The organism is Streptomyces sp. NPDC093018 (assembly GCF_040684035.1).
Classification (GTDB): Bacteria; Actinomycetota; Actinomycetes; order Streptomycetales; family Streptomycetaceae; genus Streptomyces; species Streptomyces murinus.
In genome coordinates, this window is record NZ_JBFBFF010000014.1 from 167185 (window position 1) to 193134 (window position 25950).

Below are 25950 nucleotides of genomic sequence, written 5' to 3' on the forward strand. Positions count from 1 at the left end.
ATGACCACCGCTGAGACGGCACCGCCGAACCGGGCCACCGACCAGGCCCCGACCGCCCCGCCCCCGCCGATGCGGCTGCGCGAACTCGTCTTCGGGGCGGCCCTGTCCGCCGCCGTACGGGCCGCCGCCCGCCTCGGCGTGCCGGACGCCCTCGGGGACACCCCGCAGAGCGCCGAGGCCCTCGCGGCGAAGGTGCACACCGAACCGAAGCCGCTGCGCCGCATGCTGCGGGCCCTGGCCTGCTACGGCGTCTTCACCGAGCGGCCCGACGGCACCTTCGCGCACACCGACATGTCCCGGCTGCTGCGCGAGGACGACCCGAACAGCCTGCGCGCCATCGCGCTGTGGTGCACCGAGCCCTGGACCTGGGCCGCCTGGCCCAAGCTGGACGAGGCGGTGCGCAGCGGCCGCAACGTGGTGGAGGGCCTGTTCGGCAAGGAGTTCTTCACCTATCTGAACGAGGACGCGCCGGAGTCCGCGGACGTCTTCAACCGGGCGATGACCCGCTCCAGCGAGCAGTCGGCGCGGGAGGTCGCGGCCCTGCTCGACCTGTCGGGCTCCGCCTCCGTCGCCGACCTCGGCGGCGGCCAGGGCCATGTGGTGGCCTGCCTGCTGGACAAGTACCCGCAGATGCACGGCAGTCTGCTGGACCTGCCCCGGGTGGTGGAGAACGCGCTGCCGAGGCTGCGCGAGGGCGGCGACCTGGCCGGCCGCGCGCAGATCGTGCCGGGCGACGTCCGCGAGGCGATCCCGGTCAAGGCCGACGTCTACGTCATCAAGAACATCCTGGAGTGGGACGACGAGAGCACGGCCCGGCTGCTGCACAACGTCGTCCAGGCGGGCGGGCCCGGCACCCGGGTGATCGTCATCGAGAACCTGGTCGACGACACCCCGTCGATGCGCTTCAGCACCGCGATGGACCTGCTGCTGCTCCTCAACGTCGGCGGCGCCAAGCACACCACCGACAGCATGGTGAGCCGGCTCACCGCGGCGGGGCTCGCCGTGGACACCGTCCGGCCGGTGAACCCGTACCTGCACGCGTTCGAGTGCCGGGTGGGCGCCTGACCGGCGACGCCGTACCGGAACGCCGGTCGCCGGGCCCGCTGCACCGCGGGCCCGGCGACCGGCTTTCCTGTGCCGCGAACGCGCGTATCAGGAGCGCTCCCAGAGGTAGAAGCGACGCGCCATCGCGTCCTTGGGGGAGCGCCAGGTCTCCGGGTCGTACGCGCTGACGTATGCCGTCAGCCGTTCGCTGACGCCCCGGAACTCGGGGTGTTCGGTGACCTTGGCGATGGCCGGGCCCGGTTCGCGCTCGGACTCGATGAGGTGCATGTACACATCGCCGAACTGGAAGAGGCTGCGCCGGGTGACGCCCACGAGGTGGGGCAGCTCCCCCCGGTCGGACTCCTCGAAGATCTTCGCGATGTCGGGGGCCGAGCCCGGGGCCATCCGGGCGACGATCAGGGCCTGGTGCACGGTGGTGCCTCCCTTCCGGTGCGGTGGCGCTCAGTCGGCGAGCGCCGGGGCGGGCCGGTGGCCGGCGGCGGCCTTCTCGATCTTGTCGCGGATCAGGGCCATCTGGACCTTGGAGTTCTTGTTGATGTTGTCGGTCATCCAGTCGTCGTCGACCGGGGCCTCCGGCTTCATCGCGAAGTCCTGCGTCCACACCATGCGGGTGCCGGCCGGGACCTCCTCGTAGGCCCAGTGGATGTCCATGTGGGCGAACGGACCGGTCTCCACCCGGCGCGCCCTGACGGTGCGGGTGGCGCGGTCGGGCTCGCGCTCGGAGACCCAGCTCCAGACGGTGCCGTTCTCGTCCGGGTGCATGGTGAGCCGGAAGGTGGTCTTCTCGCCCTCGCGCTTGAGCACCTCGACGGCCGCGTACTCGCTGAAGAGCTGGGGCCAGCGCTCCAGGTCGTTGGTCATGTCCCAGACCAGGTCGAGCGGGGCCGCGACGGTGATCTCGTTCTGGGTGTGTCCTGCCATGTCAGGCTCCTGCCATCAGCGTGTTGTTGACGAGGTTGAGGAACTGCTGCGGGGTCTTGCAGCGCTCGGCGTCCACCGGCATCGGGGTGCCGTGCTCGTTCTCCAGCTCGCCGACGATGCCGAGCAGGCCGAGCGAGTCGACGCCGAGGACGTCGAAGCCGGTGTCCGGCTTGTCGTTGAGCTGCTGGGGGCTGACGGTGACCCCGGCCGCCTTCTTCATGAGGGCTGCGAGTTCTTCGACGGTGATCTTGGACATTGCTCTCCTCCTTTGCTGTTCACCGCGCGCTGGGGTGCCGCAGCACCAGCGCCGAGTTCGACCCCATGAGGCCCCGGCTGAGGACCAGCGCGGTGCGCGGTTCGGCGACCCGGGCGCGGCCGGTGACGAGGTCGAGGTCGTGGCAGACGTCGTGGACGTTGGGGGTCGGCGGGATCAGTCCGTGCTCCATCGCGAGCACGGCCGCCGCGGTGTCCAGCACGGGGGCCGCGCAGTAGCCGCGGCCCGTGCCGGTCTTGGGCGCGGTGACCGGCACCCGGGTGCCATGGGCACCGAGGGCGTCGGCGATGGCCAGCGCCTCGGCCCGGTCGGCCGCCGGCACCCCGAGGGCGTCGGCGAAGACGACGTCGACCTCCTCGGGCGCGCACTCGGCCTCGGCCAGCGCCTGCCGGATGGCCTGGGCGAGGCCCGCGCGGGACTCCGCCCAGCGGGAGGCGCCGGTGAAGGTGGCCGCGTGCCCGGCGACGAAGGCCCGGATGTCGGCGCCGCGCGCACGGGCGGCGCCGGCGGCCTCCACCACGAGCATCGCGCCGCCCTCGGCGGGCACGAACCCGCACGCGTCCTTCGTGAACGGCCGGTAGGCGCGCCCCGGTTCGCTCTCCCGGCTCAGCTCCTCGTAGCCGAGCTGGCAGACCACCGAGTACGGCGCGAGCGGCGCCTCGGTGGAGCCGGCCACGATCGCGTCGGTGCCGCGCCGCACCGCGCGGGCCGCGTGCGCGAGGGCGTCCAGACCGCCGGCCTCGTCGGAGGCGACGACCGAGCAGGGACCCTTGAAGCCGCGCCGGATGGAGACCTGGCCGGTGCTCGCGGCGTAGAACCAGGCGATGGACTGGTACGGCCCCACGAACCGGCTGCCCTTGCCCCACAGCCGCTGGAGCTCGCGCTGGCCGAACTCGCCGCCGCCGGAGCCCGCGGCGGTGACCACGCCGATGGAGTACGGCGACTGGTCGGTGTCGGCCTGGCCGAGCCGGGCGTCGGTGAGGGCGAAGTCGGCCGCGGCCATGGCGTAGTGGGTGAAGCGGTCGGTCTGGACGAGGAAGCGCTCCTCGATGGTGTCCGCCGCGTCGAAGGCGCGGACCTCGCCGGCCACCTTCAGCGGCAGGCGCTCACACCCCTCGCGGGTCACCCGGTCCAGGACGCTGAGTCCCTCGTGGGTGGCCTTCCAGTAGGTGTCGGTGCTGATGCCGTTGGGCGCGACCACGCCGATGCCGGTGACGGCCGCGCGCCGGTCCTGGGGTTCGCTCATCTCGTCCTCACTCCCTCGGCCGGGTCAGGATCACCGCGGACTGGAAGCCGCCGAACCCGCTGCCCACGGAGAGCACGCTGGTCAGCTTCCGCTCGCGGGCGGTACGCGGCACGTAGTCCAGGTCGCACTCGGGGTCGGGGGTCTCGTAGTTCGCGGTCGGCGGTACGGCCTGCTCGGCCAGGGCCAGCACGCAGGCGACCAGTTCGATGGCGCCGATCGCCCCGAGGGAGTGGCCCACCATGGATTTGATGGAGCTCATCGGGGTGTCGTAGGCGTGCTGCCCGAGCGCCCGCTTGACGGCCGCCGTCTCATGGCGGTCGTTCTGCCGGGTGCCTGAGCCGTGCGCGTTGACGTAGTCGATCGCCGTGGGGTCGAGCCTGGCCTGGTCGAGGGCGGTCGAGATGGCCCGCGCCATCTCCAGGCCCTCCTTGGTCAGACCGGTCATGTGGTAGGCGTTGCCGAAGGTCGCGTAGCCGCCGAACTCGCAGTAGACGTGCGCGCCGCGGGCCCGTGCGTGCTCCAGCTCCTCCAGGACGAGCACCGCGCCGCCCTCGCCCATGACGAAGCCGTCACGGTTGTTGTCGAAGGGCTTGGAGGCGTGCGCGGGGTCGTCGTTGTTCGGTGACGTGGCCTTGATCGCGTCGAAGCACGCCATGGTGATGGGGGATATGGGCGAGTCCGACGCACCGGCTATGCAGATGTCGGCCCGGCCCTCCTGGACGGTGTGGAAGGCGTATCCGACGGCGTCCAGGCCCGAGGTGCAGCCGGTGGAGACGGTCTGCACCGGACCCTGGGCGCCGAATCGTTCCGCCACGGCGGAGGCGGCGGTGCTCGGGGAGAACGCCCGGTGCAGCTGGGGCCGCGCCCGCTCGTGGTCCACGTCCCAGCGCTCGCCGCCATGGCTGACCAGCACGTAGTCGTTCTCCAGGCGGGTGGTGCCGCCGACCGCGGTGCCCACCGACACCGCGATCCGCCAGGGGTCCTCCCGCGCCAGGTCGAGGCCGGAGTCGCGGACCGCCTCGTCGCCCGCGACCAGCGCGAACTGGATGTAGCGGTCCGCCCGTTCCACCTGCTCGGCGTCCAGGCCGTGCGCCGCCGGGTCGAAGTCGCACTCGGCGGCGATCCGCGAGCGCAGCTGGGAGGGGTCGAAGAAGGTGATGCCCCGCGTCGCGGTCCGGCCGTGCGCGAGCAGATCCCAGAACGCGGGGGTGCCGATGCCGCCCGGGGCGACGATGCCTATGCCGGTGACCGCCACGCGCCGGGTCATGACCTGACCCCTCCGCCGTCGGCGCCCGCCCCGGCCGGCTCGGTCAGCACCGCGGCCGCGCCGATCACCGACGTCTCCTCGGTGTCGACGTGCCCGAGCTGCGGGCGGGGCGCCAGCGGGCCGAGGTGGAAGACCATCCGGGCCTCCACCTTGCCGACGTTGCGGAACCGGTGGCGCATGTCGATGGGGATCATCAGGCCCTGCTCCGGGCGCAGCACATGCGGCTCGCCGTCCAGGTCGACCTCCAGCTCACCGCAGACGACGTAGACGAACTCCTCGGAGTAGGGGTGGTAGTGCTCACCGATGCGGTCGCCGGGCTGCACGATGGCCACACCCATGAAGCCGCTGGTGGAACCGACCGTGGCCGGGGTGAGCATGGCGCGCAGATCGCCGCCGCGCCGCGTGTTGGGCTCGGTCTCGCTGAGATCCACGATTCTCGGACGGGGTTTGATCACGACGTTCCTCCGGTGGATGTGATCGGGCTTCTGGGTGTGGCTCCCGGGAGCGGACGGGCCGCTCAGACCTCCGGCGAGCGGCGGTCGGTGACCAGCTCCATGCGGGCGGTCTCACCGGCCAGCAGCTCACGCAGCTCGGCGGCCTGCGCGGGGTCCCGGGGCAGCGGGTCCACGTCCGCGCCCTCGGCGGCGAGGTCCACCAGCCGCACCACGACGTCCTCGCGCTCGAAGACCGTGCTGCGCAGCACCTGGCTCGACGGGTCGTCGGTGGCCGCCGAGTCCGCCTTGGCGAGCAGCTCCGCGAGCTTCATCCCGCGGCCCGCCTTGGCCGGGTAGTACAGGGCCCGCCGGGTGCCCTCGGGCCGGTCGTCCGCCATCACGTGGTGCACGGCGGGCAGCGCCGCCCGGGTGAAGAACAGCCGGGCCGACTCCTGGTCCTCCAGGTCCCGGTCCTGCTCCAGGTAGGGGTTGATGGCCTCCTCCACGGCCCGCACCTCGGGCGAGCGCGAGACATGGCGCAGGGCGGCCAGCAGATCGCCGCGCACCTCGATGGCGCGCACCACCCGGTTGCCGTGCATGAACAGCGAGGTGCGCAGAAGCCGCGTGGAGTCGTCCACCCGCGGCTCGGGCGCCGCGTAGTCGGCGAGCAGCTTGGCGACCTTGTCCTCGGTGCCCGGCTTCACGGTGAAGGTCAGCGCGTGCCGGAGCACTCCGTCACCGATGCGCACCTCCGTCTGGAGCCGGCCCCGGGCGGGCGCGTCGGTCTCATAGGCGCGGCCCGTCTCGCGGACGATGTGGAAGCGCAGCGAACGGGTGTTGCGCACGCAGGAGTGCAGCGGCTCCACCATCCGCACGTGCTCCTCGCTGTTCACCCAGGTGAGGAACGGCGGGGCGCTCTCCCACTCGCTGGTGATGAGCCATTGGGATGGATTCTCGATGGACTGGCAGAGTTGGTCGCTGACATGGCCGGGAACCGACGCAACCTGGTTGCAGAGCTGCTCGTACGCCTCCAGGAACTGCTGCTGCGCGCCGTCGAAGACGTCGACCAGCAGAACGACCCGGAGCCGCGAGCCGTCGAACACGGACTGGGAGACACGCTTCGACGCGTCGCGCGCCGGTGCTTCTGACAGACGTTCAGAGGTGGTGGTCATGGTGCGGACATCTCCTTGGCGGGGGATCTCGGGTGCGCCGGTCACCGCCGTGACGCGACGTCAGCGCTTCTTGATCCTGTGCCGCTGGCCGTAAGCCCGCGACTCGTAGGAACCACGTGGGTGATCCCGCGCGCAAATGGCCCCAACAACGGTGATACCGGGCATGAGACTCACAGGCGCCTTGTACGCACCCCTGCATCTGGAGGCTCGATGCATCACACAGCCGACCACCGGGTTCCCGTCCTCATCGTGGGCGGCTCACTGGTGGGCCTGTCCACGTCCCTGTTCCTCGGCCGCCTCGGCGTGCGCCACATGCTGGTGGAGCGGCACTCCGGGACCTCGCACCACCCGCGCGGACGCGGCAACAACGTCCGCACGATGGAACTCTTCCGGGTGGCCGGCATCGAGCCGGACATCAAGGCGGCGGCCTCCCTGCTCGCCGACAACCACGGCATCCTGCAGACCCCGACCCTGGTCGGCGAGGCCGGCGAGTGGCTGTTCAAGGAGATCGACCCCGGCGGCGGCCTGCGGAAGTTCAGCCCCACCGCCTGGAATCTGTGCAGCCAGAACGACCTCGAACCCGTCCTCGTGGACGGCGCCCGCGAACTCGGCGGCGATCTGCGCTACCACCATGAGATGGAGTCCTTCGAACAGGACGCCGACGGGGTGACCGCGATCGTCCGCGACCGCTCCACCGACGAGCGCTACACCGTCCGGGCCGACTACCTCGTCGCCGCCGACGGCCCCCGCAGCCCCGTCCGCCACGCCCTCGGCATCGGCCAGAGCGGCCCCGGCGAGCTGTTCGCCAACGTCAGCGTCACCTTCCGCTCCACCCGCCTGGCCGACGTCGTCGGCGACCGCCGCTTCATCTGCTGCTACCTCACCCACCCCGACGCCGACGGCGCCCTGCTCCCCGTCGACAACAAGGAGCGCTGGGTCTTCCACGCCCCCTGGCACCCCGAACTCGGCGAATCCCTCGACGAGTTCACCGAGGAGCGGCTCCAGCGGCACATCGCCGCCGCGGTCGGCGTGCCCGGCCTCGATGTGAAGATCACCGGAATGGCGTCCTGGCGCGCCGCCGAACGGGTCGCCGACTCCTACGCGCAGGGCCGGGTCTTCCTCGCCGGCGACTCCGCCCACGAGATGTCCCCCACCGGCGCGTTCGGCTCCAACACCGGCATCCAGGACGCCCACAACCTCGCCTGGAAGCTCGCCGCCGTCCTCGACGGCTGGGCCGGTCCCGCGCTCCTCGACAGCTACGGCGCCGAGCGCCGCCCGGTCGCCGTCGCCACCAGCGCCCGCGCCTCCGCCCGCTCCGTCGAGCACAGCCACCCCGGCTTCGCCCCGGCCCCCGGCGTCGGCGGCGCCAAGCGCGGCGGCATCCTCAACGTCGTCCTCGGCTACCACTACCCCGAGGGCGCCGCCGTCGGCACCGACCCCGAGGCGCCGATCATCCCCGACGCGCTCTCCCTCACCGGCCGCCCCGGCACCCGCGCCCCGCACCTGTGGCTGCGCCAGGCCGCCCGCCGGCTGTCCACCCTCGACCTCTACGAGCGCTCCATGGTGCTGCTCACCGACGCCCCGGACGACGCGGGCTGGTACGACGCCGCCCGGCGCGTCGCCGCCCTGGACGGGGTACGGCTCGACGCCTACCGGATCGGCCCCGGCGGCGACGCCGACCTGATGTACGACACCGAGGGCGACGACTGGGCCGAGCTGCACGGCGTCGGCGCCGACGGCGCGGTCCTGGTCCGCCCCGACGGCTTCGTCGCCTGGCGCGCCCAGGGCGCCTCCCCCGACCCCCGGTCCGCCCTGCGGGACGCGCTGAAGGCCGTACTGCGCAAGGACTGACCCGCACGGACAACGGCACAGGGCCGCCCGCCGGGCGGCCCTGTGCCGTGCGCCCCGGCCTGCCGCCGGATCCCGCATGTCCGCCCCTCACGGGATCGGCGACGGGGTCTTCTCGTCGTCGGGGAAGGTGATGCCCATGCAGATGCGCTCCTTGCCGCCGGCGGCCAGACCGCTCATGACGCGTCGGAGCAGGGGCAGGTTGGAGAGCCTGATCTGCTGCATCTGCAGCCAGAAGCGGGGGCGGGTGACGTAGAGGTTCCCGCCGCGGCGCGCGCGTTCCTGGCAGTCCGCGACGAAGGGCCGCAGCCGCCGGTCGTAGCGCGCGAACGCGAGATGGTGATCGCCGTGGGCGGCGGCCAGTTCACCGGCCAGGACGTAGGCGCCGACGATGGCCAGGGTCGTTCCCAGACCGGAGGCGGGTGAGGCGCAGTACCCGGCGTCTCCGACGAGCGCGACCCGTCCGAGGTGCCACGAGTCCATGTGGACCTGGCGCAGATCGTCGAAGTAGAAATCGGGGGTGCCCGTGACCTCGTCGAGCAGACGGCCGGTCTGCCAGCCGTCATCGGCGAAGTGAGAGCGCAGCAGCGCCCGTAAGCCCTCGTCGTCGTACTGCTCGACATCGAGGTCCGGATCGGTCTTGGTGAACATCACGCGAGTGGCACCCGCGCCGGCGAAGTAGCAGACCCGACGATCGGATCCCGCGGCGTAGAAGGTCTCCCAGCGGTCGTAGCCCAGGAAGTTCGGGACTTCCCCGATGGCGATGTAGCGCCCGAGCCGGTGCAGGCGGTAGCTGTCCGCCGGGAACGCGATCGACCGGGTGGCGGAGCGGATGCCGTCGGCACCCACCACCAGGTCGAACTCCCGGACCGAGCCGCTCGCGAACCCGACGGTGACCGCTGTGCCGGTCTGTTCGATCTCCACCGGATGATCGCCGTAGACGTACTCGGTGGTGGCACGGGTGCTGTCCAGTAACAACGCTGCCAGGTCGGTGCGCATCAACTCGATGCCGGAGCCGCCCGCGACCCCGCCTGTGAGGCTGAACGCGGTGGTCCGGGCCAGGGTCCGGCCGCGCGCGTTGACGAAGTCCATGCCCCGGACACCGGTCCGGGCGGCGCGCGCGGCGTCGACCAGCCCCATTTTCGTCAGCACGTCGACGGCCCTGCCGTGCACGTCGATCGCCTGACCGCCCCCGCGTACCTGCCGCGACCGCTCGACCACCGTCGGGGTGAAGCCGTGGCGGGCGAGCCAGAACGCCAGGGTCGGTCCCGCGATCCCGGCGCCGACGATCAGGACCCGGCTGTTGCGCACGCGGACTTTCGGTTCGATTTCTCCCATGCCACCGAGCCTCATCCGCCGAGCCGTTCGCGTCCAACGATGAATGACGCTGATTACAATCAACGATCGTGATCGGTCTGGAGCTTCGGCAGCTGGAGTACTTCGTCGCTGTGGTGGAGGAACGGAACTTCACCCGGGCAGCGGCACGGTTGCACGTGGTGCAATCCGCGGTCTCGGCCGGACTCAAGACCTTGGAGCGGCAGCTGCAGGCCGAACTCGTCCACCGCACCTCCCGCGAGGTGTCCCTGACCGAGGCCGGTCGCGCCCTGCTTCCGCGGGCCCGCGACACACTCGCGGCGGCCCGGGCCGCCGTCGATGCCGTCGACGAGGTCCGGGGCGGGATCCAGGGCGAGGTCCGTGTCGGGGTGATGGCCTCGCTGCCCGACATCGATCTTCCCGCCGCCCTGGGCCGGATGCACGCGACTCACCCACGGGTGCGCGTGCGGCTCAGCCACCGGCCGGGCGGTTCCCGCGAGCTCGCCGACGACCTGGCCGCCGGCCGTCTCGATCTGGCCCTGCTGTCCGAACCCGGTCCCGCCGGTCACCGCCTGCGGCTGACCCCCCTCGTGTCCGTCGGCATGCACCTCGTCATGGCCCCGACACATCCCCTGGCGGGCCGCGGAGCGGCGACCCTGGCCGAGCTGGCCGACGACGTCTTCGTCGACTTCCCGATCGGCTACGGCATCCGGTCGATCGTCGACCGCGCGTTCACCGCGGCCGGGCGGTCCCGGTACGTCTCCATCGAGGTGACCAACGCCGAGACGGCCATGGCGTATGTGCGCCATGGGTTGGGGGTGGCGATCCTGCCCGACGCCTACGTCCACCCGGGCCCCACGCTGCGCATCACCGGCCCGGGAAGTGACGACCTGACCTGGTCGCTGTCGCTCGCGACCGCCAAGAACCGGCATCCCGGCGCTGCGACGGACGCGCTGGTGGCGATGATCGAGGAAACCGCACGGCAGCGCGCCCGGCGCGCCGGGCGCAAAGGGGCGATGGAGTGATCCGTCCACCGGTTGTCCACCGGTGGCGATCATGGAGCCCCCTGTCGGATTCGAACCGACGACCTTCGCTTTACAAGAGCGGCGCTCTGACCAGCTGAGCTAAGGAGGCCTGCCGCGCGTGTCGCGCGGACGTGCCTGTGCAGTGTACCCATGTCACCTTGCGGGCCCGGTGAGAATTTCCGCGAAGTTCACCGTCGTCCATGTACTGACAGATCGCGTGAACGCCGGGTACCGTCTCGAAACGGTTCACTCGCGTGGACTACACCAACCACCTTCCTACAACGGATCGTCCGGCACGTTCCTGCCGGTAGAAGGGGGCCCATTCACCATGGCCACTGTCACGTTCGACAAGGCGACCCGGATCTACCCGGGTTCCACCAAGCCCGCCGTCGACGCGCTCGACATCGCGATCGAGGACGGCGAGTTCCTCGTCCTGGTCGGTCCGTCGGGCTGCGGCAAGTCCACCTCGCTGCGGATGCTCGCGGGTCTGGAGGACGTCAACGGCGGCGCCATCCGGATCGGCGACCGCGACGTCACCCACCTGCCGCCCAAGGACCGGGACATCGCCATGGTGTTCCAGAACTACGCGCTCTACCCGCACATGTCGGTCGCCGACAACATGGGCTTCGCGCTCAAGATCGCCGGCGTCAACAAGGCGGAGATCCGGCAGAAGGTCGAGGAGGCCGCGAAGATCCTCGACCTCACCGAGTACCTCGACCGCAAGCCGAAGGCCCTGTCCGGCGGTCAGCGCCAGCGTGTCGCGATGGGCCGCGCGATCGTGCGCGAGCCCCAGGTCTTCCTCATGGACGAGCCGCTGTCCAACCTGGACGCCAAGCTCCGCGTCTCCACCCGCACCCAGATCGCCTCGCTCCAGCGCCGGCTCGGCATCACCACCGTCTACGTCACCCACGACCAGGTCGAGGCCATGACGATGGGCGACCGGGTGGCGGTCCTCAAGGACGGTCTGCTCCAGCAGATCGACACCCCGCGCAACATGTACGACAAGCCCGCCAACCTCTTCGTCGCCGGCTTCATCGGCTCCCCGGCCATGAACCTGGTCGAGGTCCCGATCACCGACGGCGGCGTGAAGTTCGGCAACAGCGTGGTGCCCGTCAACCGCGAGGCCCTCAAGGCCGCCACCGACAAGGGTGACCGCACGGTGACCGTGGGCGTGCGCCCCGAGCACTTCGATGTCGTGGAGCACGGCGGCGCCGCCGCGGCCTCCCTCACCAAGGACGCCGCGGACGCCCCGGCCGGCCTCGCCGTCTCGGTGAACGTCGTCGAGGAGCTGGGCGCCGACGGCTATGTCTACGGCAGCGCCGACATCGACGGCGACCTGAAGGACCTGGTCGTGCGCGTGAACGGCCGCCAGGTGCCGGAGAAGGGCGCCACCCTGCACGTCGTGCCGCGTCCCGGCGAGACCCATGTGTTCTCCACGTCCACCGGCGAGCGCCTGTCCGACTGAGCACCGCCCGGACACCGTCCCGGCAGAGGGCCCCGCGATACACCGCGGGGCCCTCTTCGCATGATCGTTCCGGGGTGAGCGTCAACCCCCTACCCCGAAAACCGCACTTTCTCATCCCCCGTAAGAGTGACGGAATGTCCTCGCGCCATTACCGGCCGCTACCCTCACACGCGTGAAGCACTCCATCACCACTCAGACGCGACGCAGCCACCGGGGCCCTGCCCGCCGGGTCGGCCGCTCCCTCGCCCTCGTCCTGCCCGTCGTCCTGGTGCTCTCGGGAACCCTCGCGGTCACCCGGGTCAACTGGACCGGAAGCCCCGCCGGCTCGGTGCTCACCGCCTCCGACATCACCGCGGTGCAGTCCGCGCCCAAGACGGTCGCCCACGCCCCCGAGGACGTGCTGCGCGACCGCCTGATGAGCGAACTGCGCGAGAAGAACCCGGGCGTGGTCCTCACCCACCTCCAGGAGGCCGTCAACGGCCACCCCTCGCTCGCCCGGCACTGCACCTCCATCGCCCGCTCCCTCGGCCGGGCCGCCGTACGCATCTACGGCGCCTCGCGCGCCCAGTCGTACGCGCGCCCGGTGTGCGACACCTCCTTCGCTACCGGAGTGCTGGCCGCACGCGGCTGAACCCGGCCCGGGGCGCCACGTACAGTGCGGGTCATGACCCATCCGAACGCCGCGTCGCGCCCCACTCAAGCCGTGATCCTGGCCGGCGGCCAGGGCTCCCGGCTGCGTCCGTACACCGACGACCGGCCCAAGCCGATGGTCGAGATCCCCGGCACGGGCACTCCGATCATCGGCCACCAGCTCGCCTGGCTCGCCGAGGAGGGTGTGACGGACGTGGTGGTCTCCTGCGGCCACCTCGCCGAGGTCCTCCAGGACTGGCTGGACTCGGCCCAACTGCCGGTCTCCGTGCGCACCGTCGTGGAGACCGAGCCCCTCGGCCGCGGCGGCGGCCTCAAGTTCGCCGCCGCGCATCTCCCCCACCCGGAGCGGCCCTGGTACGCCACCAACGGCGACATCTGGACCCGCTTCTCGCTGCGGGACATGGCCGACTTCCACACCGAGCGGGACGCCGTGGCGACGCTGGCGCTGGCCCGGCCGCGGATCCCCTGGGGCGCGGTGCAGACCGACGGGTTCGGGCACATCACCGACTTCATCGAGGCGCCGCCGTCCACGTTCGAGATCAACGCCGGTGTGTACGTCTTCTCGCCGGAGTTCACCACCCTGCTGCCCGAGCGCGGCGACCATGAGCGCACCACGTTCCCCGGGCTCGCCCGCGAACGCAAGCTCGCGGGCTTCCCGCTGCCGCAGGGCGCGTACTGGCGGGCCATCGACACGGCGAAGGATCTGACGGAAGCTGCGAAGGAGCTGGCGGCCCTGGGCCGGTAGGAGAGCGTGAAAGAGGGGCCCGGTACCTTTCGCGGTACCGGGCCCCTTCACTGTCGCCCCGCTCAGCCCAACAGGCCGCCCAGCACGCCCGGTTGGCCCGTGGAGGCGCCGCCGCTCGATGTGGAGGTGCCGCCGCCCGGGGAGGAGCCGCCAGAGGTGGTGGAGGTACCGCCGGTGCCGGTCGGGCCCGCCGTGGTGCTGGGGGCGCCGCCCGTGGGGGCGGACTGCCGGGACGGGAGCCGACCCGTGGTGCCCTGGGTCGCGCTCGGGGCGGTGGTCGTACCGCCCGCCGTGCGGCTCGCGCCCGGGGTGGTGGCCGAGCCGGAGGGGCTCGCGCCGGCCGTGGCGCCGCCCGAGGGGGAGGTGGGCGCGGACGGGGTGCTCTTGTGCCGGGTGCCGGGCTCGCCGGGGAGCGGGGAACCGGGGACGTTGTTGCGGGGGGCCTCGCCGGGGCCGGGGACGACCACCCGGCTGGAGTCGCGGACCGCGCCGCCGAGCAGCGAGCCCACCAGCAGGGTGACGCCGACGGTCAGCGCGGTGATCAGGGCGCCGCGGCGCAGTACGTAGCGGCGCAGCTCCCAGATGTCGGAGCGGGGGCCGAGCCGCCGCCAGGCGCTGCCCGCGAGACGGCCGTCCACCGAGTAGACGGGGGCGCCGGCGATGATCAGCGGGGACCAGGCGGCCAGGTAGATGATGTCCGGGGCGTCGTACGCCGGGACCGTCTTCCAGCTGACCGTGACGATCAGCGCGGCCGACAGCAGCACGCCGACCACCGCGGCCACCCGCTGCCAGCAGCCGAGGACCGTCAGCACGCCCACCACGACCTGGAGGAAGGCGATCACCAGGCCCGAGCCGACCGGGTGGTGCAGCGCGAACTGGCGCAGCGGCTCGGCGACCTCCCACGGGTGCAGAGTGTTGAGCCACGTGACCATGGAGCCGCGCTTGCCGCCGTCGAAGTAGACGGGGTCGCACAGCTTGCCCATGCCTGCGTAGATCGAGATGAAGCCCAGGAAGATGCGCAGCGGGAGCAGCACCACGCCGAGGTTCATCCGGCGGCCGGGGTAGTAGGCGTGCCGGCCCAGGTCGTCGGTGCCGCGCCGGGCGGGGCGCGGGGCGTCGAGGTCGTCCTCGTCGTCGGCGGCGTACGGCGGGAACGACTCGGTGGGCTCGTCGCCGTACTCGTCGTACCCGTCCTGCCCGTCCTGGCGGCCGAAGTCAGGTCGTGGGTACGGCGGTTGGTCGTACGAGCCGCTGCGCATGTGCGGCAGGAGGCGGGTGCCGCCGTCGTCGGCCGAGGTGCGCTGATGGCCGACGACGGGGGTCTCGACGGTCTGGTCCAGCGCGTCGTACGTCTCGTCGTAGCCGGTGGTGCCGACGCGCGGGATGACGCGGGTGGCGCCGGTGTCGGGCTCCTCGGCATGGCGGACGATGCTGCCCCGCACGGCCTGGAGGAGCCGGTGGGCGCCGGTGTCGTCGGGCGCGGAGCGGCCGCTCCACACGACGGGCCGGCGGCGGCCGGCGCCGGCCCGGGCCGCCTGGCCCGCGACGGGCATCCGGGCGGCGTCCTGGGCGGCGCTGAGATGGCGGGCGATCCGGGCGGACCGGGTGCGCCCGGCCGTCCCGCCCAGCTGCACGCGGAAGCTGGCGTGGTTGACGATGATCTGCGCCGGGTCGCTCGGCACCTTCACCATGCTCAGCGCGGGAGCGTCGTCGAATCCCGACGAGCGGTCCCCCGTGGGTGTGCGGGGTGTTCTGGTGTCCACACTCATCTAACCGAGTGACGTGGGGATAGGACACTGCTTTGACCGGCCGGATGTGTCCGGGCCCCGTCAAAGCAGTGTCGAACGCCATATGGACGCCGGAATTCCCGCGTAAGGGTGAAGTTCCGGACGGGTGTTCAGCCCCGTCGGCGCGTCGTCGCGACGGCTCAGCTCCGCCTGCGGGCGGCCTCGTAGAGCACGATGCCCGCGGCCACACCGGCGTTGAGGGACTCGGTGCCGCCCGGCATCGGGATGCGGACGCGGTAGTCGCAGGTCTCGCCGACGAGCCGGGACAGGCCCTTGCCCTCGCTGCCGACCACGATCACGACCGGGCCCGACAGGGCCGCCAGCTCGCCGATCTCGGCCTCGCCGTCCGCGGCCAGGCCGACGACCGCGACGCCCGCCTTCTTGTACTGCTCCAGGACGCGGGTGAGGTTGGTGGCGCGGGCCACCGGGGTGCGGGCGGCCGCACCGGCGGAGGTCTTCCAGGCACCGGCGGTCATACCGGCCGAGCGGCGCTCGGGCACGACCACGCCATGGCCGCCGAACGCGGAGACCGAGCGGACGACCGCGCCGAGGTTGCGCGGGTCGGTGACCCCGTCGAGCGCCACGACCAGCGGGTCCGCGCCCTCGTCGGCGGCGGCGTCGAGCAGGTCCTCGGGGTGCGCGTACTCGTACGGCGGGACCTGGAGGACCAGACCCTGGTGGTTCAGGCCGTTGGTCATGCGGTCCAGCTCGGGGCGCGGCGCCTCCATGAGGTTGATGCCGCCGCGCTCGGCGGCGAGCTGGAGGGCCTCGCGGACGCGCTCGTCGTTGTCGATGAACTGCTGCACGTAGAGGGTCGACGCGGGGACGCCCTCACGCAGCGCCTCGACCACCGGGTTACGGCCGACGACCAGCTCGGACGTCGACTTGCCGCCGCCCCGGCGCGGCTGCGGGCGGCCGCCCTGCGCGCGGCGGACCTTCGCGGCGGCGGCGCGCTGCTTGACGTGCCCCTTGCGCATCTCGGCGGGCGGGGTCGGGCCCTTGCCCTCCAGGCCCCGGCGCCGCTGGCCGCCACTGCCGACCTGCGCGCCCTTCTTGCCGGACATGCGGCGGTTGTTCGCGGCCATGAGTCACCTGTTCCGTGAGCTTTGTTCGTACGTACGTCTTATGCAGTGTGCCGCCCGGGGGGCCGGGCGGCACAATCGATCAAGGGGCGCCCGCGGTGGGCTACCGCGCGCCCAGGGTCCAGCGCGGGCCCTGCGAGCTGTCCTCGATGGCCAGGCCGGCCTGGGCGAGCTGGTCGCGGATGGCGTCGGCGGTGGCCCAGTCCTTGCGGGCCCGGGCGGACTCGCGCTGGTCGAGGACGAGCCGTACGAGACTGTCGACGACCCCGTGCAGGTCCTCGCTCTCCTCGGACGCGCCGGCCCACTGCTCGTCCAGCGGGTCCAGGCCCAGGACGCCGAGCATGGCGCGGACCTCGGCGGAGCGGGCGACCGCGGCGTCCTTGTCGTCGGCGGCGAGCGCGCTGTTGCCCTGGCGGACGGTGGTGTGCACCACGGCGAGGGCGCCGGGGACGCCCAGGTCGTCGTCCATCGCCTCGGCGAAGGCGGGCGGGACCTCGGCGGCGGGCTCGACGGTCTTGCCGGCCAGCTCGGTCACGCGCTGCAGGAAGCCCTCGATCCGGCCGAAGGCGGCCTCGGCCTCGCGCAGGGCCTCCTCGCTGTACTCGATGGTCGAGCGGTAGTGCGGGGTGCCCAGGTAGTAGCGGAGCACGATGGGGCGCCAGTTCTTGACCATCTCGGAGACCAGCACGCTGTTGCCGAGCGACTTGGACATCTTCTCGCCGCTCATGGTGACCCAGGCGTTGTGCACCCAGTACCGGGCGAACTCGTCGCCGAAGGCCTTGGCCTGCGCGATCTCGTTCTCGTGGTGCGGGAAGATCAGGTCCAGGCCGCCGCCGTGCACGTCGAAGGCGGAGCCCAGGTACTTGTGGGCCATCGCCGAGCACTCCAGGTGCCAGCCGGGGCGGCCGCGGCCCCAGGGGGTCTCCCAGTCGGGCTCGCCCGGCTTGGTGGCCTTCCACATGGCGAAGTCGCGGGGGTCGCGCTTGCCGGTGATGCCCTCCTCGGCGGGCTGGCGCATCTCGTCCAGGTCCTGCTTGGACAGCTCCAGGTAGTCGGGCCAGGAGCGGACGTCGAAGTAGACGCTGCCGTCGGCCTCGTAGGCGTGTCCGCGCTCGATGAGGGTGCGCATCATCTCGACCATCTCGGTGACATGGCCGGTGGCGCGGGGCTCGTAGGTCGGGGGGAGGCAGCCGAGGGCGGTGTAGCCGTCGTTGAACGCCCGCTCGTTCTCGTAGCCGATGGACCACCACGGGCGGCCCTGTTCCCGGGCCTTGGTGATGATCTTGTCGTCGATGTCTGTGACATTCCGGACGAACGTCACCTCGTAGCCGCGGTACTCGAACCAGCGGCGCATGATGTCGAAGTTGAGGCCCGAGCGGATGTGCCCGATGTGCGGGGCCGCCTGCACGGTGGCACCACACAGGTAGATCGAGACACAGCCCGGCTTGACCGGGTCGAAGTCACGGATCTGCCGGGCGCTGGTGTCGTACAGGCGAATAGTCACCACTCCAGAGTAGTGGGCGCGGCCCAGTGCCTCACGCCCCTTCCCCTGTTTGTCACGCCCTCCCCCGGCGGCATACCCGGGTTCGCCCCCTCCGCCCCCGTTTCACCGCTCCTCAGAGCCGCCCGACCACCTTGCGCGGAGTGATCCGGACGACGACCCGTTCCGCGTCCCCCGAGGACTCCGGGTTGAACTCGGCGTACTTCTTGCCCGTGTACTTCAGGCTCAGTTCGTCGATGAGGGACTGGCCGCCGGTGGTGGTCAGTTCGGCGGTGCCGCGGATCTCGGCGTACTCGTAGGGCTGGTCCGGGTTCATGACGACGACGGTGACGCGGGGGTCGCGGTCGAGGTTCAGCTTCTTGCGGCGGTCGACCGTGGTGGAGAAGAGGAGGTGCTCGCCGTCGCGCTTCACCCAGACCGGGGACATCTGCGGGCTGCCGTCGGGCTGGACGGTGCCGACGACGATGAACACCTTGCCGTCGAGCAGGGACTTGAGCCGGTCGGACAGGGCGGCGGACATGGGTACCTCCGAAAGGCCGCGGACGGTGACTCTCCGGGTACCCTCGCACGCCCTCGGCTCACCCGCACCAGGAGGCCGCGGGGTTCAGGCCGCCCGCGCCACCAGCGCCGTCGCCACCGCCATCAGCCCCTCGTCGCGCCCCGGGAAGCCGAGGCCGTCCGTCGTCGCGCCGGAGACCGACACCGGCGCGCCGGCCGCCTCGGAGAGGATCTTCTGGGCCTCGTCGCGCCGCTTGCCGATCTTCGGGCGGGGGCCGATCACCTGCACGGCGACATTGCCGATCACAAAGCCCGCCGCGCGCACGATCCGCGCGGCCTCGGTGAGCAGCGTGACCCCCGACGCCCCGGACCACTCGGGCCGCCCGGTGCCGAAGTGCTGCCCGAGGTCACCGAGCCCGGCCGCGGAGAACAGCGCGTTGCAGGCGGCGTGCGCGACCACGTCCGCGTCGGAGTGCCCGGCCAGGCCCGGCCCCTCACCCTCCCACTTCAGGCCGGCGCACCACAGCTCGCGGCCCTCCTCGAACGCGTGGATGTCGGTGCCGATGCCGACCTGGGGCAGCATCGGCACAGCAGCCTCAGTAGCCATCGTTGAGCCTCCTGCGGGCCAGGACCGCCTCGGCGAGGACCAGGTCCAGCGGGCGGGTCACCTTGAACGCCTCCTCGTGGCCGGGAACCGTCACCACGGGCAGGCCGAGCTGCTCCACCATGCTCGCGTCGTCCGTGACGTCCTCGGTCACGGTCTCGTGCGCGCGCACCAGCGTCGCCCGGTCGAACCCCTGCGGTGTCTGCACGGCCCGCAGCCGGGCCCGCTCCGGCGTGGCCACGACCGGCTCGGGCGCGCCGGGCTCGGTGGCCGGCTCGACCTCCTTGACGGTGTCGGCCAGCGGCAGCGCGGGCACGACCGCAGGGGCGCCGTCGCGCACGGCCTCGATCACCGCGTCGACGGTGTCGACCGGGACCAGCGGGCGGGCCGCGTCATGGACGAGGACGACGCCGTACTCGGGCGGTACGGCCGCGAGGCCGAGCGCCACCGACTCCTGGCGGCTCTCGCCGCCGGGCACCACCACGAAGTCGGTGCGCTCGGGCAGTGCATGCGCGTCGAGCAGCGACTTCACCTCGGCGGGGCCGTCCGCCGGGGCGACCACGACGACGAGGGAGACATGGCGGGACGCGGCCAGCGAGTGGACCGCGTGGATGAGCATCGGGGTGCCGCTGAGCGCCCGCAGCGCCTTGGGCGCGCCCGGTCCGAGCCGTACGCCGCGGCCGGCGGCGGGAATGACGGCGGCGACGGGGGCCTGCGCGGGCGCGGAGGGCGGCCCGGCGGGCGAGGGACGCGATTCGTCAGACATCGGTTCCTGTCAGGTTTGTGTGCTCGACCTAGTTGGGTATGGCCTTCAGGAGTGCCGGGCGCGACGCCCTGACCGGGACCCTTTCCGTGACCCTGGTCGAGCCGTCCACCCCGGCCCGGCACATCGAGTATCGGGGGCCCGCTTCCGTTTTCAGGGGCTTTCCGGGGGGTACGCCACAGACGGCGCCGCGGGGACGAACATGCCGCAGCGCCCGGCGACAGAATCGAGTGTCATCGGGCACCGCGGCATTTTCGCTGTGCTGAGAATGCTGTGCTGAGAATGTGGCTGAGATTGTGCGAGAGCACTGTGTGAGCGTGCGGGGAGTGGGGGCGAGGGGCAGGACCGATCAGAACATCAGCCGTTGACCGGGGTTCGCCGCCCACGGCACGGGCACGTCAGGAGGCGAGCACCTCGTCGAGCAGGGCCTCGGCCTTGTCCTCGTTCGTGTTCTCCGCGAGAGCCAGCTCGCTCACCAGGATCTGGCGGGCCTTGGCGAGCATGCGCTTCTCACCGGCGGACAGTCCGCGCTCACGCTCGCGACGCCACAGGTCGCGCACGACTTCCGCGACCTTGATGACATCGCCGGAGGCGAGCTTCTCCAGGTTTGCCTTGTAGCGACGGGACCAGTTCGTGGGCTCCTCGGCGTACGGCGCGCGCAGCACCTCGAAGACCCGGTCCAGTCCGTCCTGACCGACCACGTCACGCACACCGACGAACTCCGCATTGTCCGCTGGCACACGCACCGTGAGGTCACCCTGGGCGACCTTCAACACCAAGTAGGTCTTGTCCACGCCTTTGATCTGGCGAGTTTCGATGGCCTCGATCAGCGCGGCCCCGTGATGGGGATAGACCACGGTGTCGCCAACCTTGAACGTCATGTGACAGGTACCCCTTCCGTGGCTATCCAGGGTAACACGGATACGGCGTCTTCTGAATGGCGTTTTCGCAGGTCAGAGCATATCTCGGGGCTTGACAACAACAACCGGAACGTGCTGCGAGGGCCCTCCGGAAGCGGGTATTCGCAGGTGGGAGGGGCTGTCCGGACGGGGCGAAACATGTACGTCACATACCTCGCGCGCGCACTCCAAGTGGATGAACGTCCCGATTTGTCCGGTTCCTAGCGTACGACTTCCGCTACTCCGTTCGGAGGCCGCGGGCCCATGTGGGCCGTTTCCAAAATTGATCAGTGACGGCCGGACGGGTGATCCGTTGATCAATTTCGGGGCGGCCGTACATTCCTTCACGGAAATTTTGCGCGCGGTTATGCGAATGGCGTACCGCGACCTCGGCAAAGTGGCCGAAGAGACCGTTGTGACTGCTGAGACGCGTGAGGCGTTGTCATGGGCCGCGTACCCCCACTGGCGGGAAGCCCGGCGCCAGGGGGAGGGTCGGGTGCGATCACGCCGGAACGGCTCGGTAACCTGAAGCCGCTGACAGACACTTAGGGTGGCTTTACAAGGAAGCCGCCCCTGCGTTAGGAGTTGCCGCCGCCGTGAGCAGCAGCCTTCGACGCGGCGCCCTCGCCGCTTCTGCCATTGCCTTCTCGATCGCCTCGCTCGCCGCCTGCGGCGCCGGCAACGACTCCCAGACCCTTGAGGTCAAGCCGGACAACGCGGCGACCAGCGTCGGCGACATCAAGGTCCAGAACGCCCTGGTCATCACCCAGCCGGACCCGAAGGCGACCGGCCCGGCCGTGGTCTCCGCGACGCTGTTCAACGCGGGCAACGGCGACGAGACCCTGCAGTCGATCAGCATCCCGGGCACCAGCGACACCGTGAAGCTGACCCCGGCCAAGGGCGGCAGCCTGACCGTCCCGGCGCACGGCTCCCTGATCCTCGGCGGTCCGAACAACGCCTCCGCGGAGATCCCCGGCGGCCACCAGAGCGTGCAGGACGGCAACGCCCAGCCGGTGACCTTCACCTTCAGCAAGGCCGGTGCGGTGAGCCTGCGCGCCTTCGTGGTCCCGGCCACCAGCTACTTCGACAAGTGGGGCCCCTCCAAGGTCCCGGCCGCCCCCACCGGCTCCCCGGCCGCCGGCGCCACCGCCTCCGGCAGCGCCAAGCCGGGCAAGCACGACGGGGCGAACCCCTCGTCGAGCGCGAGCGCGGACACCACCACCGGCGCGGGCACCACGGGTACCACCGGCACCACGGGCACCGACGCGACCCCGAGCGACTCGGCCTCGCAGTCGGCCGGCGCGGGTCACTGAGCGATCGTACGACCGGCCGCTGAGCCGTCGTAGAGCGCACGGACGACAGCGCGAAGGGCGGCACCCTCTCGGGGGTGCCGCCCTTCGCGCTGTCGTCCGTGGCCCTCGGTCCACGACGGCCTTCGGTCTACGGCTCGAACTTGTAGCCCAGGCCGCGCACCGTCACCAGGTAGCGCGGGGCGCCCGGGTCCGGCTCGATCTTGGCGCGCAGCCGCTTGACGTGGACGTCCAGGGTCTTGGTGTCGCCCACGTAGTCGGCGCCCCAGACCCGGTCGATCAGCTGCATCCGGGTCAGCACCCGGCCGGCGTTGCGCAGCAGCATCTCCAGCAGGTCGAACTCCTTGAGCGGGAGGTCGACCTTGGCGCCGCCGACCGTCACCACGTGCCGGTCGACGTCCATACGGACCGGACCGGCCTCCAGCGCGGCCGGGGTGACCTCCTCCGGCTCGCCGCGGCGGCGCAGCACCGCGCGGATGCGGGCGACCAGCTCGCGGGAGGAGAAGGGCTTGGTGACGTAGTCGTCGGCTCCTATCTCCAGCCCGACGACCTTGTCGATCTCGCTGTCCTTCGCGGTCACCATGATCACGGGGACGTTCGAGCGGCCGCGCAGCTGGCGGCACACCTCGGTGCCGGGCAGGCCCGGCAGCATCAGGTCGAGCAGCACGAGGTCGGCGCCGTTGCGCTCGAACTCGTCGAGGCCGTCGGGGCCGGTGGCCGCCACGGCGACCTCGAAGCCCTCCTTGCGCAGCATGTAGGACAGAGCGTCGGAGAAGGACTCCTCGTCCTCGACGACGAGCACTCGGGTCACGGAAGGACCTCCGGGGAGGGAAGCGGTTCGTACGGGGATGGCTCGGTGTGACCGACCTCGTCGTCGAGGCCGGGGTCCGGGTGCTGGAGAGCGCGGTCGCGGGCGGCGGCCGCCTCCGGCAGCCTGAGGGTGAAAGTGGAGCCCTGGCCTTCGGCACTCCAGACCGTGACCTCCCCGCCGTGCGAGGCGACCACGTGCTTGACGATGGCGAGACCCAGGCCGGTGCCGCCGGTGGCCCGGGAGCGGGCCGGGTCGACGCGGTAGAAGCGCTCGAAGATGCGCTCCTTGTCCTTGTCCGAGATGCCGATGCCCTGGTCGGTCACGGCCAGCTCGATCATGTCACCCCCGGGGGCGCTCACCCGACGGGCGGCGATGCCCACCCGGGTGCGGGCCGGGGAGTAGTTCACCGCGTTCTCGACCAGGTTGCCGAGGGCGGCGGCCAGCTGGCCCCGGTTTCCCCAGACATGCAGATCAGCGGTACCGCCGGCGGCCATGGTGATCTGCTTGGTGCCCGCCTGGTGGCGGCAGCGGTCCACGGCCTCGGCGACCAGCTCGTCCACCTGGACGGACTCGGCGTCCTCCAGGGGGTCGTCGTTCTGCACCCGGGACAGGTCGATGAGCTCCTGCACCAGGTTGGTCAGCCGGGTCGCCTCGATCTGCATACGGCCCGCGAAGCGCTCCACGGCCTCGGGGTCGTCGGAGGCGTCCATGACGGCCTCGGACAGCAGGGAGAGGGCGCCGACCGGAGTCTTCAGCTCATGGCTCACATTCGCCACGAAGTCGCGTCGTACGGCCTCGATCCTGCGGGCCTCGGTCAGATCCTCGACCAGCAGCAGGACCAGGCGGGAGCCGAGCGGCGCGACCCGCGCGGAGACGGCGAGGGCCTCGCCGCGTCCGCTGCCGCGCCGGGGCAGATCCAGCTCGACCTGGCGTATCTCACCGTCACGCCGGGTGTCGCGGGCCATCTGCAGCATGGGCTCGATGGAGAGTTTGCCTCCGCGGACCAGCCCGAGGGCGTAGGCGGCGGAGCTGGCCTTGACGACGGCGTCGGCCTCGTCGAGGACCACTGCGGAGGAGCGGAGCACCGAGAGAACGGTGTCCACGCCGGGCGGGAGTACGGGATCGGTGTGCAAGGAAGTCCTGGTCGGTCGCTTCTGGTCGCGTTCGCTCCAGCGGAACGCCAGCATGGCGATGACACCGGTGAGCACCCCGGCGATCGCTGCCGCTGCGGCGACCGCCGCGTTCACGTCCATGCCTCCAGGTTAGGCATGGTGGCCGACCTGCCCACAGCCGATCGGGTGCGACCTCGAACACTCGTCGCCCAGAGTTCACCTAGGGGCCAGTACCGGTTCATTTGGGAAGCCGGAAACGGACGCGTACGGGGCACAACGTGGGAGCGTGGGGTTCGCACCGCCGGTTCTGCCGCCGGGCCCCCGGACAACGACCCCCGGAAGCACGTATACGAGAGGGAACCCTGATGCGGGACGCGTACCACGAGGAACTGGACTCGATCGGCGACGGTCTGGTGGAGATGGCCCGGCTGGTCGGCTCGGCGATCGGACGCGCCACGACCGCCATGCTGGACGCCGATCTCAAGCTCGCCGAGAGCGTGATCGAGGCGGACCAGAAGGTCGACGAGCTCCAGCACGACCTGGAGGCCCGGGCGATAGCCCTGCTGGCGCGGCAGCAGCCGGTGGCGACCGACCTGCGCATCGTCGTCACGTCGCTGCGCATGTCGGCCGACCTGGAGCGCTCCGGCGACCTCGCCCAGCATGTGGCGAAGCTGACCCGGCTGCGCTTCCCGCAGCGTGCCGTACCGCAGGACCTGCACGCGACCATCCTGGAGATGGGCCAGCTCGCGCAGCGCCTGATGGCGAAGGCCGCCGAGGTCATCGTGACCAAGGACGTCGACCTCGCGCTCCAGCTGGAGCAGGACGACGACGAGATGGACCTGCTGCACCGCACCCTCTTCCAGCACCTCATCGACGACCGCTGGAAGCACGGCATCGAGACGGCCGTCGACGTCACCCTGCTCGGCCGCTACTACGAGCGCTACGCCGACCACGCGGTCGCCGTCGCCAAGCGGGTGGTGTACCTGGTGACCGGTGAGCACGCGGACGAGATCCAGTCGGACATCCAGCCGGTGACGGGGGTGGAGGGCGCGTAGCCCTGGCCGGGCGGGCTCGGGGACCGGGCGGGCTCGGGGACCGGGTGGGCTGGGGCGGGGGGCCTGCTCCACCTTGGTACCGGGTGGGGGCCTGCTCCGTCTTGGTACCGGGTGGGGGCCGGTTGCCGGGCGGGCCCGCGGGCTCGTAGGCCGGACCCCGACGACCGGACCCCGACGGCCGAGCGCCAAGTACGGCGCCTCCGTGCGCCGTTGATGCGCCCGGTCGGTTGGGCATGAAATGGGTGAGGGCATGCCTGCCCCGGCAACCAGGCCCCGGCGTCCAGGCCTCGGCGTCCAGGAGGGACCCATGACCGACTCCCCCAGCACCACCCCCGACCCCACACAGGAGCGCGAGTCCGAGCAGCCCGCGGAGATCAGGGGGCTGCCGCTGATCGCCGCGTGCGGCTGTGGTTCCGGCTGCGGCTGCGGCTGCCAGTCGGGCGCGCCCTGCCAGTGCGGCTGACGGCAGAGCCGTCGTAGGGCCGGTGCGAACTCCCTTCGCACCGGCCCTTTCCGCGTGCCGTCACGGTCGTACGACCGGATTCAGCCGCAGCAGGTCGAGGGCGAGACGGGTGCGGTGGTCCGCGTGGCGCAGCAGCCGTCGGCCTCGGGGTCGGGGTCGGGGTCGGCCTGGGGGTGGGCCTCGGGGTCGGCGCTCCTGCCGAGGGTGTCGGCGTCGGCCTTCACGACGTACACCTCCCACGGCTCCTTGCCGGGGCCGTGCACCCACACCTTGTCCTGGAGGGCGTAGCAGCAGGAGGTGTCGTTCTCCTCGAAGGTGGCCAGGCCGGCGTCCTTGAGGCGGGTGGTGGCGGCGCTCACCTGACCGGTGGACTCGACCTCGATGCCCAGGTGGTCCAGCCGGGTCTCCTCGCTGGGGCCGCCCTCGATCAGGACGAGCTTGAGCGGGGGCTCGGTGATGGCGAAGTTGGCGTATCCCTCCCGCCGCTTGGCCGGTTCGGTGCCGAACAGCTTCGAGTAGAAGGCGATCGACGCCTCCAGGTCGGGGACGCGCAGGGCGAGTTGAGCACGAGACATGGCGGGGCTCCCATCCGGTTTCGTTCGACGCCTACGACATCCACGAGACATCCACGACGACAT

At 71.6% G+C, this 25950-nt stretch carries 27 protein-coding genes and 1 tRNA gene; 9 read left to right on the plus strand and 19 right to left on the minus strand.

The genetic code is table 11. The features are described from left to right. Positions 1-69 precede the first annotated feature (69 nt). Positions 70-1065, plus strand: coding sequence for a methyltransferase (locus tag AB0N90_RS27675; protein ID WP_365201237.1), 996 nt, complete (start codon positions 70-72; stop codon positions 1063-1065). Positions 1066-1152: 87 nt separating this feature from the next. Here the strand turns inward: AB0N90_RS27675 and AB0N90_RS27680 are convergent, their stop codons facing one another. The 7 genes from AB0N90_RS27680 to AB0N90_RS27710 all read right to left on the minus strand — a co-directional run bounded on the left by AB0N90_RS27680 (position 1153) and on the right by AB0N90_RS27710 (position 6379). Continuing rightward, entirely contained in the window at positions 1153-1476 is a 324-nt protein-coding gene (locus AB0N90_RS27680; RefSeq protein WP_086805941.1) for a TcmI family type II polyketide cyclase, read from the minus strand. Between the two features lie 30 nt (positions 1477-1506). Next, entirely contained in the window at positions 1507-1986 is a 480-nt protein-coding gene (locus tag AB0N90_RS27685; protein ID WP_086805942.1) for an SRPBCC family protein, read from the minus strand. A 1-nt stretch (position 1987) separates the two neighbouring features. After that, positions 1988-2242: an acyl carrier protein gene (locus tag AB0N90_RS27690; protein ID WP_046422178.1), complete on the minus strand. Its 255-nt coding sequence runs from the start codon at positions 2240-2242 to the stop codon at positions 1988-1990. A 19-nt stretch (positions 2243-2261) separates the two neighbouring features. After that, positions 2262-3506: a ketosynthase chain-length factor gene (locus tag AB0N90_RS27695; protein WP_361674438.1), complete on the minus strand. Its 1245-nt coding sequence runs from the start codon at positions 3504-3506 to the stop codon at positions 2262-2264. Between the two features lie 7 nt (positions 3507-3513). Beyond that, complete coding sequence (locus tag AB0N90_RS27700; RefSeq protein WP_128790635.1) at positions 3514-4773, minus strand: beta-ketoacyl-[acyl-carrier-protein] synthase family protein; 1260 nt, start codon at positions 4771-4773, stop codon at positions 3514-3516. Continuing rightward, positions 4770-5228, minus strand: a complete 459-nt coding sequence (locus AB0N90_RS27705) for a cupin domain-containing protein (protein ID WP_037653388.1) — start codon at positions 5226-5228, stop codon at positions 4770-4772. The genes AB0N90_RS27700 and AB0N90_RS27705 overlap by 4 nt, the downstream gene beginning before the upstream one ends. A 62-nt stretch (positions 5229-5290) precedes the next feature. Further along, positions 5291-6379, minus strand: coding sequence for a SchA/CurD-like domain-containing protein (locus tag AB0N90_RS27710; protein ID WP_361674441.1), 1089 nt, complete (start codon positions 6377-6379; stop codon positions 5291-5293). Positions 6380-6589: 210 nt separating this feature from the next. Between AB0N90_RS27710 and AB0N90_RS27715 the strand changes: the two genes are divergently transcribed. Then, complete coding sequence (locus AB0N90_RS27715; RefSeq protein ID WP_365201149.1) at positions 6590-8230, plus strand: FAD-dependent monooxygenase; 1641 nt, start codon at positions 6590-6592, stop codon at positions 8228-8230. 87 nt (positions 8231-8317) lie between these two features. Here AB0N90_RS27715 and AB0N90_RS27720 read toward each other — a convergent pair whose 3' ends face one another. Then, positions 8318-9565 carry an FAD-dependent monooxygenase gene (locus AB0N90_RS27720; protein WP_365201152.1) on the minus strand — a complete coding sequence of 416 codons (1248 nt, stop codon included), beginning with the start codon at positions 9563-9565 and terminating at the stop codon, positions 8318-8320. 68 nt (positions 9566-9633) lie between these two features. On the opposite strand from AB0N90_RS27720, the gene AB0N90_RS27725 reads away from it, so the two are divergent. Then, positions 9634-10566 (plus strand): LysR family transcriptional regulator, encoded by a 933-nt coding sequence (locus AB0N90_RS27725; RefSeq protein ID WP_365201154.1) that lies wholly within the window; start codon positions 9634-9636, stop codon positions 10564-10566. A gap of 32 nt (positions 10567-10598) precedes the next feature. On the opposite strand, the gene AB0N90_RS27730 is transcribed toward AB0N90_RS27725, so the two are convergent. Next, positions 10599-10675: transfer RNA gene (locus AB0N90_RS27730), tRNA-Thr, on the minus strand. A gap of 219 nt (positions 10676-10894) precedes the next feature. Between AB0N90_RS27730 and ugpC the strand changes: the two genes are divergently transcribed. From ugpC to AB0N90_RS27745, 3 genes are all read left to right on the plus strand, one after another. Next, on the plus strand, positions 10895-12031 hold the full coding sequence (gene ugpC, locus AB0N90_RS27735) for a sn-glycerol-3-phosphate ABC transporter ATP-binding protein UgpC (RefSeq protein WP_037653392.1): 1137 nt from the start codon (positions 10895-10897) through the stop codon (positions 12029-12031). A 172-nt stretch (positions 12032-12203) separates the two neighbouring features. Continuing rightward, the gene (locus AB0N90_RS27740; RefSeq protein WP_361682482.1) at positions 12204-12662 is read left to right on the plus strand and encodes a hypothetical protein; all 459 of its coding nucleotides are present in this window, start codon (positions 12204-12206) and stop codon (positions 12660-12662) included. 33 nt (positions 12663-12695) lie between these two features. After that, positions 12696-13427: a nucleotidyltransferase family protein gene (locus AB0N90_RS27745; RefSeq protein ID WP_365201161.1), complete on the plus strand. Its 732-nt coding sequence runs from the start codon at positions 12696-12698 to the stop codon at positions 13425-13427. A 62-nt stretch (positions 13428-13489) separates the two neighbouring features. On the opposite strand, the gene AB0N90_RS27750 is transcribed toward AB0N90_RS27745, so the two are convergent. The 7 genes from AB0N90_RS27750 to AB0N90_RS27780 all read right to left on the minus strand — a co-directional run bounded on the left by AB0N90_RS27750 (position 13490) and on the right by AB0N90_RS27780 (position 20543). Beyond that, positions 13490-15196 carry a DoxX family membrane protein gene (locus AB0N90_RS27750; protein WP_365201163.1) on the minus strand — a complete coding sequence of 569 codons (1707 nt, stop codon included), beginning with the start codon at positions 15194-15196 and terminating at the stop codon, positions 13490-13492. A gap of 158 nt (positions 15197-15354) precedes the next feature. After that, a complete protein-coding gene (rlmB, locus tag AB0N90_RS27755; RefSeq protein WP_361682488.1) occupies positions 15355-16299 on the minus strand; it encodes a 23S rRNA (guanosine(2251)-2'-O)-methyltransferase RlmB in 945 nt (314 codons plus the stop codon). Positions 16300-16399: 100 nt separating this feature from the next. After that, positions 16400-17800: a cysteine--tRNA ligase gene (gene cysS / locus AB0N90_RS27760; protein ID WP_365201167.1), complete on the minus strand. Its 1401-nt coding sequence runs from the start codon at positions 17798-17800 to the stop codon at positions 16400-16402. Positions 17801-17912: 112 nt separating this feature from the next. Then, positions 17913-18317 (minus strand): PPOX class F420-dependent oxidoreductase, encoded by a 405-nt coding sequence (locus AB0N90_RS27765; RefSeq protein WP_365201169.1) that lies wholly within the window; start codon positions 18315-18317, stop codon positions 17913-17915. An 84-nt stretch (positions 18318-18401) separates the two neighbouring features. Next, the gene (gene ispF, locus AB0N90_RS27770; RefSeq protein ID WP_361682502.1) at positions 18402-18902 is read right to left on the minus strand and encodes a 2-C-methyl-D-erythritol 2,4-cyclodiphosphate synthase; all 501 of its coding nucleotides are present in this window, start codon (positions 18900-18902) and stop codon (positions 18402-18404) included. Then, positions 18892-19665 (minus strand): 2-C-methyl-D-erythritol 4-phosphate cytidylyltransferase, encoded by a 774-nt coding sequence (ispD, locus tag AB0N90_RS27775; RefSeq protein WP_361682504.1) that lies wholly within the window; start codon positions 19663-19665, stop codon positions 18892-18894. The genes ispF and ispD overlap by 11 nt, the downstream gene beginning before the upstream one ends. A gap of 395 nt (positions 19666-20060) precedes the next feature. Then, on the minus strand, positions 20061-20543 hold the full coding sequence (locus tag AB0N90_RS27780) for a CarD family transcriptional regulator (protein ID WP_003953493.1): 483 nt from the start codon (positions 20541-20543) through the stop codon (positions 20061-20063). A 614-nt stretch (positions 20544-21157) separates the two neighbouring features. On the opposite strand from AB0N90_RS27780, the gene AB0N90_RS27785 reads away from it, so the two are divergent. Next, positions 21158-21874 (plus strand): DUF461 domain-containing protein, encoded by a 717-nt coding sequence (locus AB0N90_RS27785; RefSeq protein ID WP_361682506.1) that lies wholly within the window; start codon positions 21158-21160, stop codon positions 21872-21874. A 127-nt stretch (positions 21875-22001) separates the two neighbouring features. Here AB0N90_RS27785 and AB0N90_RS27790 read toward each other — a convergent pair whose 3' ends face one another. Both AB0N90_RS27790 and AB0N90_RS27795 read right to left on the minus strand, forming a co-directional pair. Further along, positions 22002-22682 carry a response regulator transcription factor gene (locus tag AB0N90_RS27790; protein ID WP_037653407.1) on the minus strand — a complete coding sequence of 227 codons (681 nt, stop codon included), beginning with the start codon at positions 22680-22682 and terminating at the stop codon, positions 22002-22004. Then, on the minus strand, positions 22679-23935 hold the full coding sequence (locus AB0N90_RS27795) for an ATP-binding protein (protein WP_365201173.1): 1257 nt from the start codon (positions 23933-23935) through the stop codon (positions 22679-22681). Before AB0N90_RS27795 ends, AB0N90_RS27790 begins: the two co-directional genes overlap by 4 nt. Positions 23936-24159: 224 nt before the next feature. On the opposite strand from AB0N90_RS27795, the gene phoU reads away from it, so the two are divergent. Together phoU and AB0N90_RS27805 are read left to right on the plus strand one after the other, a co-directional pair. Further along, positions 24160-24849 (plus strand): phosphate signaling complex protein PhoU, encoded by a 690-nt coding sequence (gene phoU, locus AB0N90_RS27800; protein WP_145485837.1) that lies wholly within the window; start codon positions 24160-24162, stop codon positions 24847-24849. A 307-nt stretch (positions 24850-25156) separates the two neighbouring features. Beyond that, positions 25157-25312, plus strand: a complete 156-nt coding sequence (locus AB0N90_RS27805) for a hypothetical protein (protein WP_361682511.1) — start codon at positions 25157-25159, stop codon at positions 25310-25312. An 80-nt stretch (positions 25313-25392) separates the two neighbouring features. Here AB0N90_RS27805 and AB0N90_RS27810 read toward each other — a convergent pair whose 3' ends face one another. After that, entirely contained in the window at positions 25393-25887 is a 495-nt protein-coding gene (locus tag AB0N90_RS27810; protein WP_365201177.1) for an ArsI/CadI family heavy metal resistance metalloenzyme, read from the minus strand. Between the last annotated feature and the right edge of the window lie 63 nt (positions 25888-25950).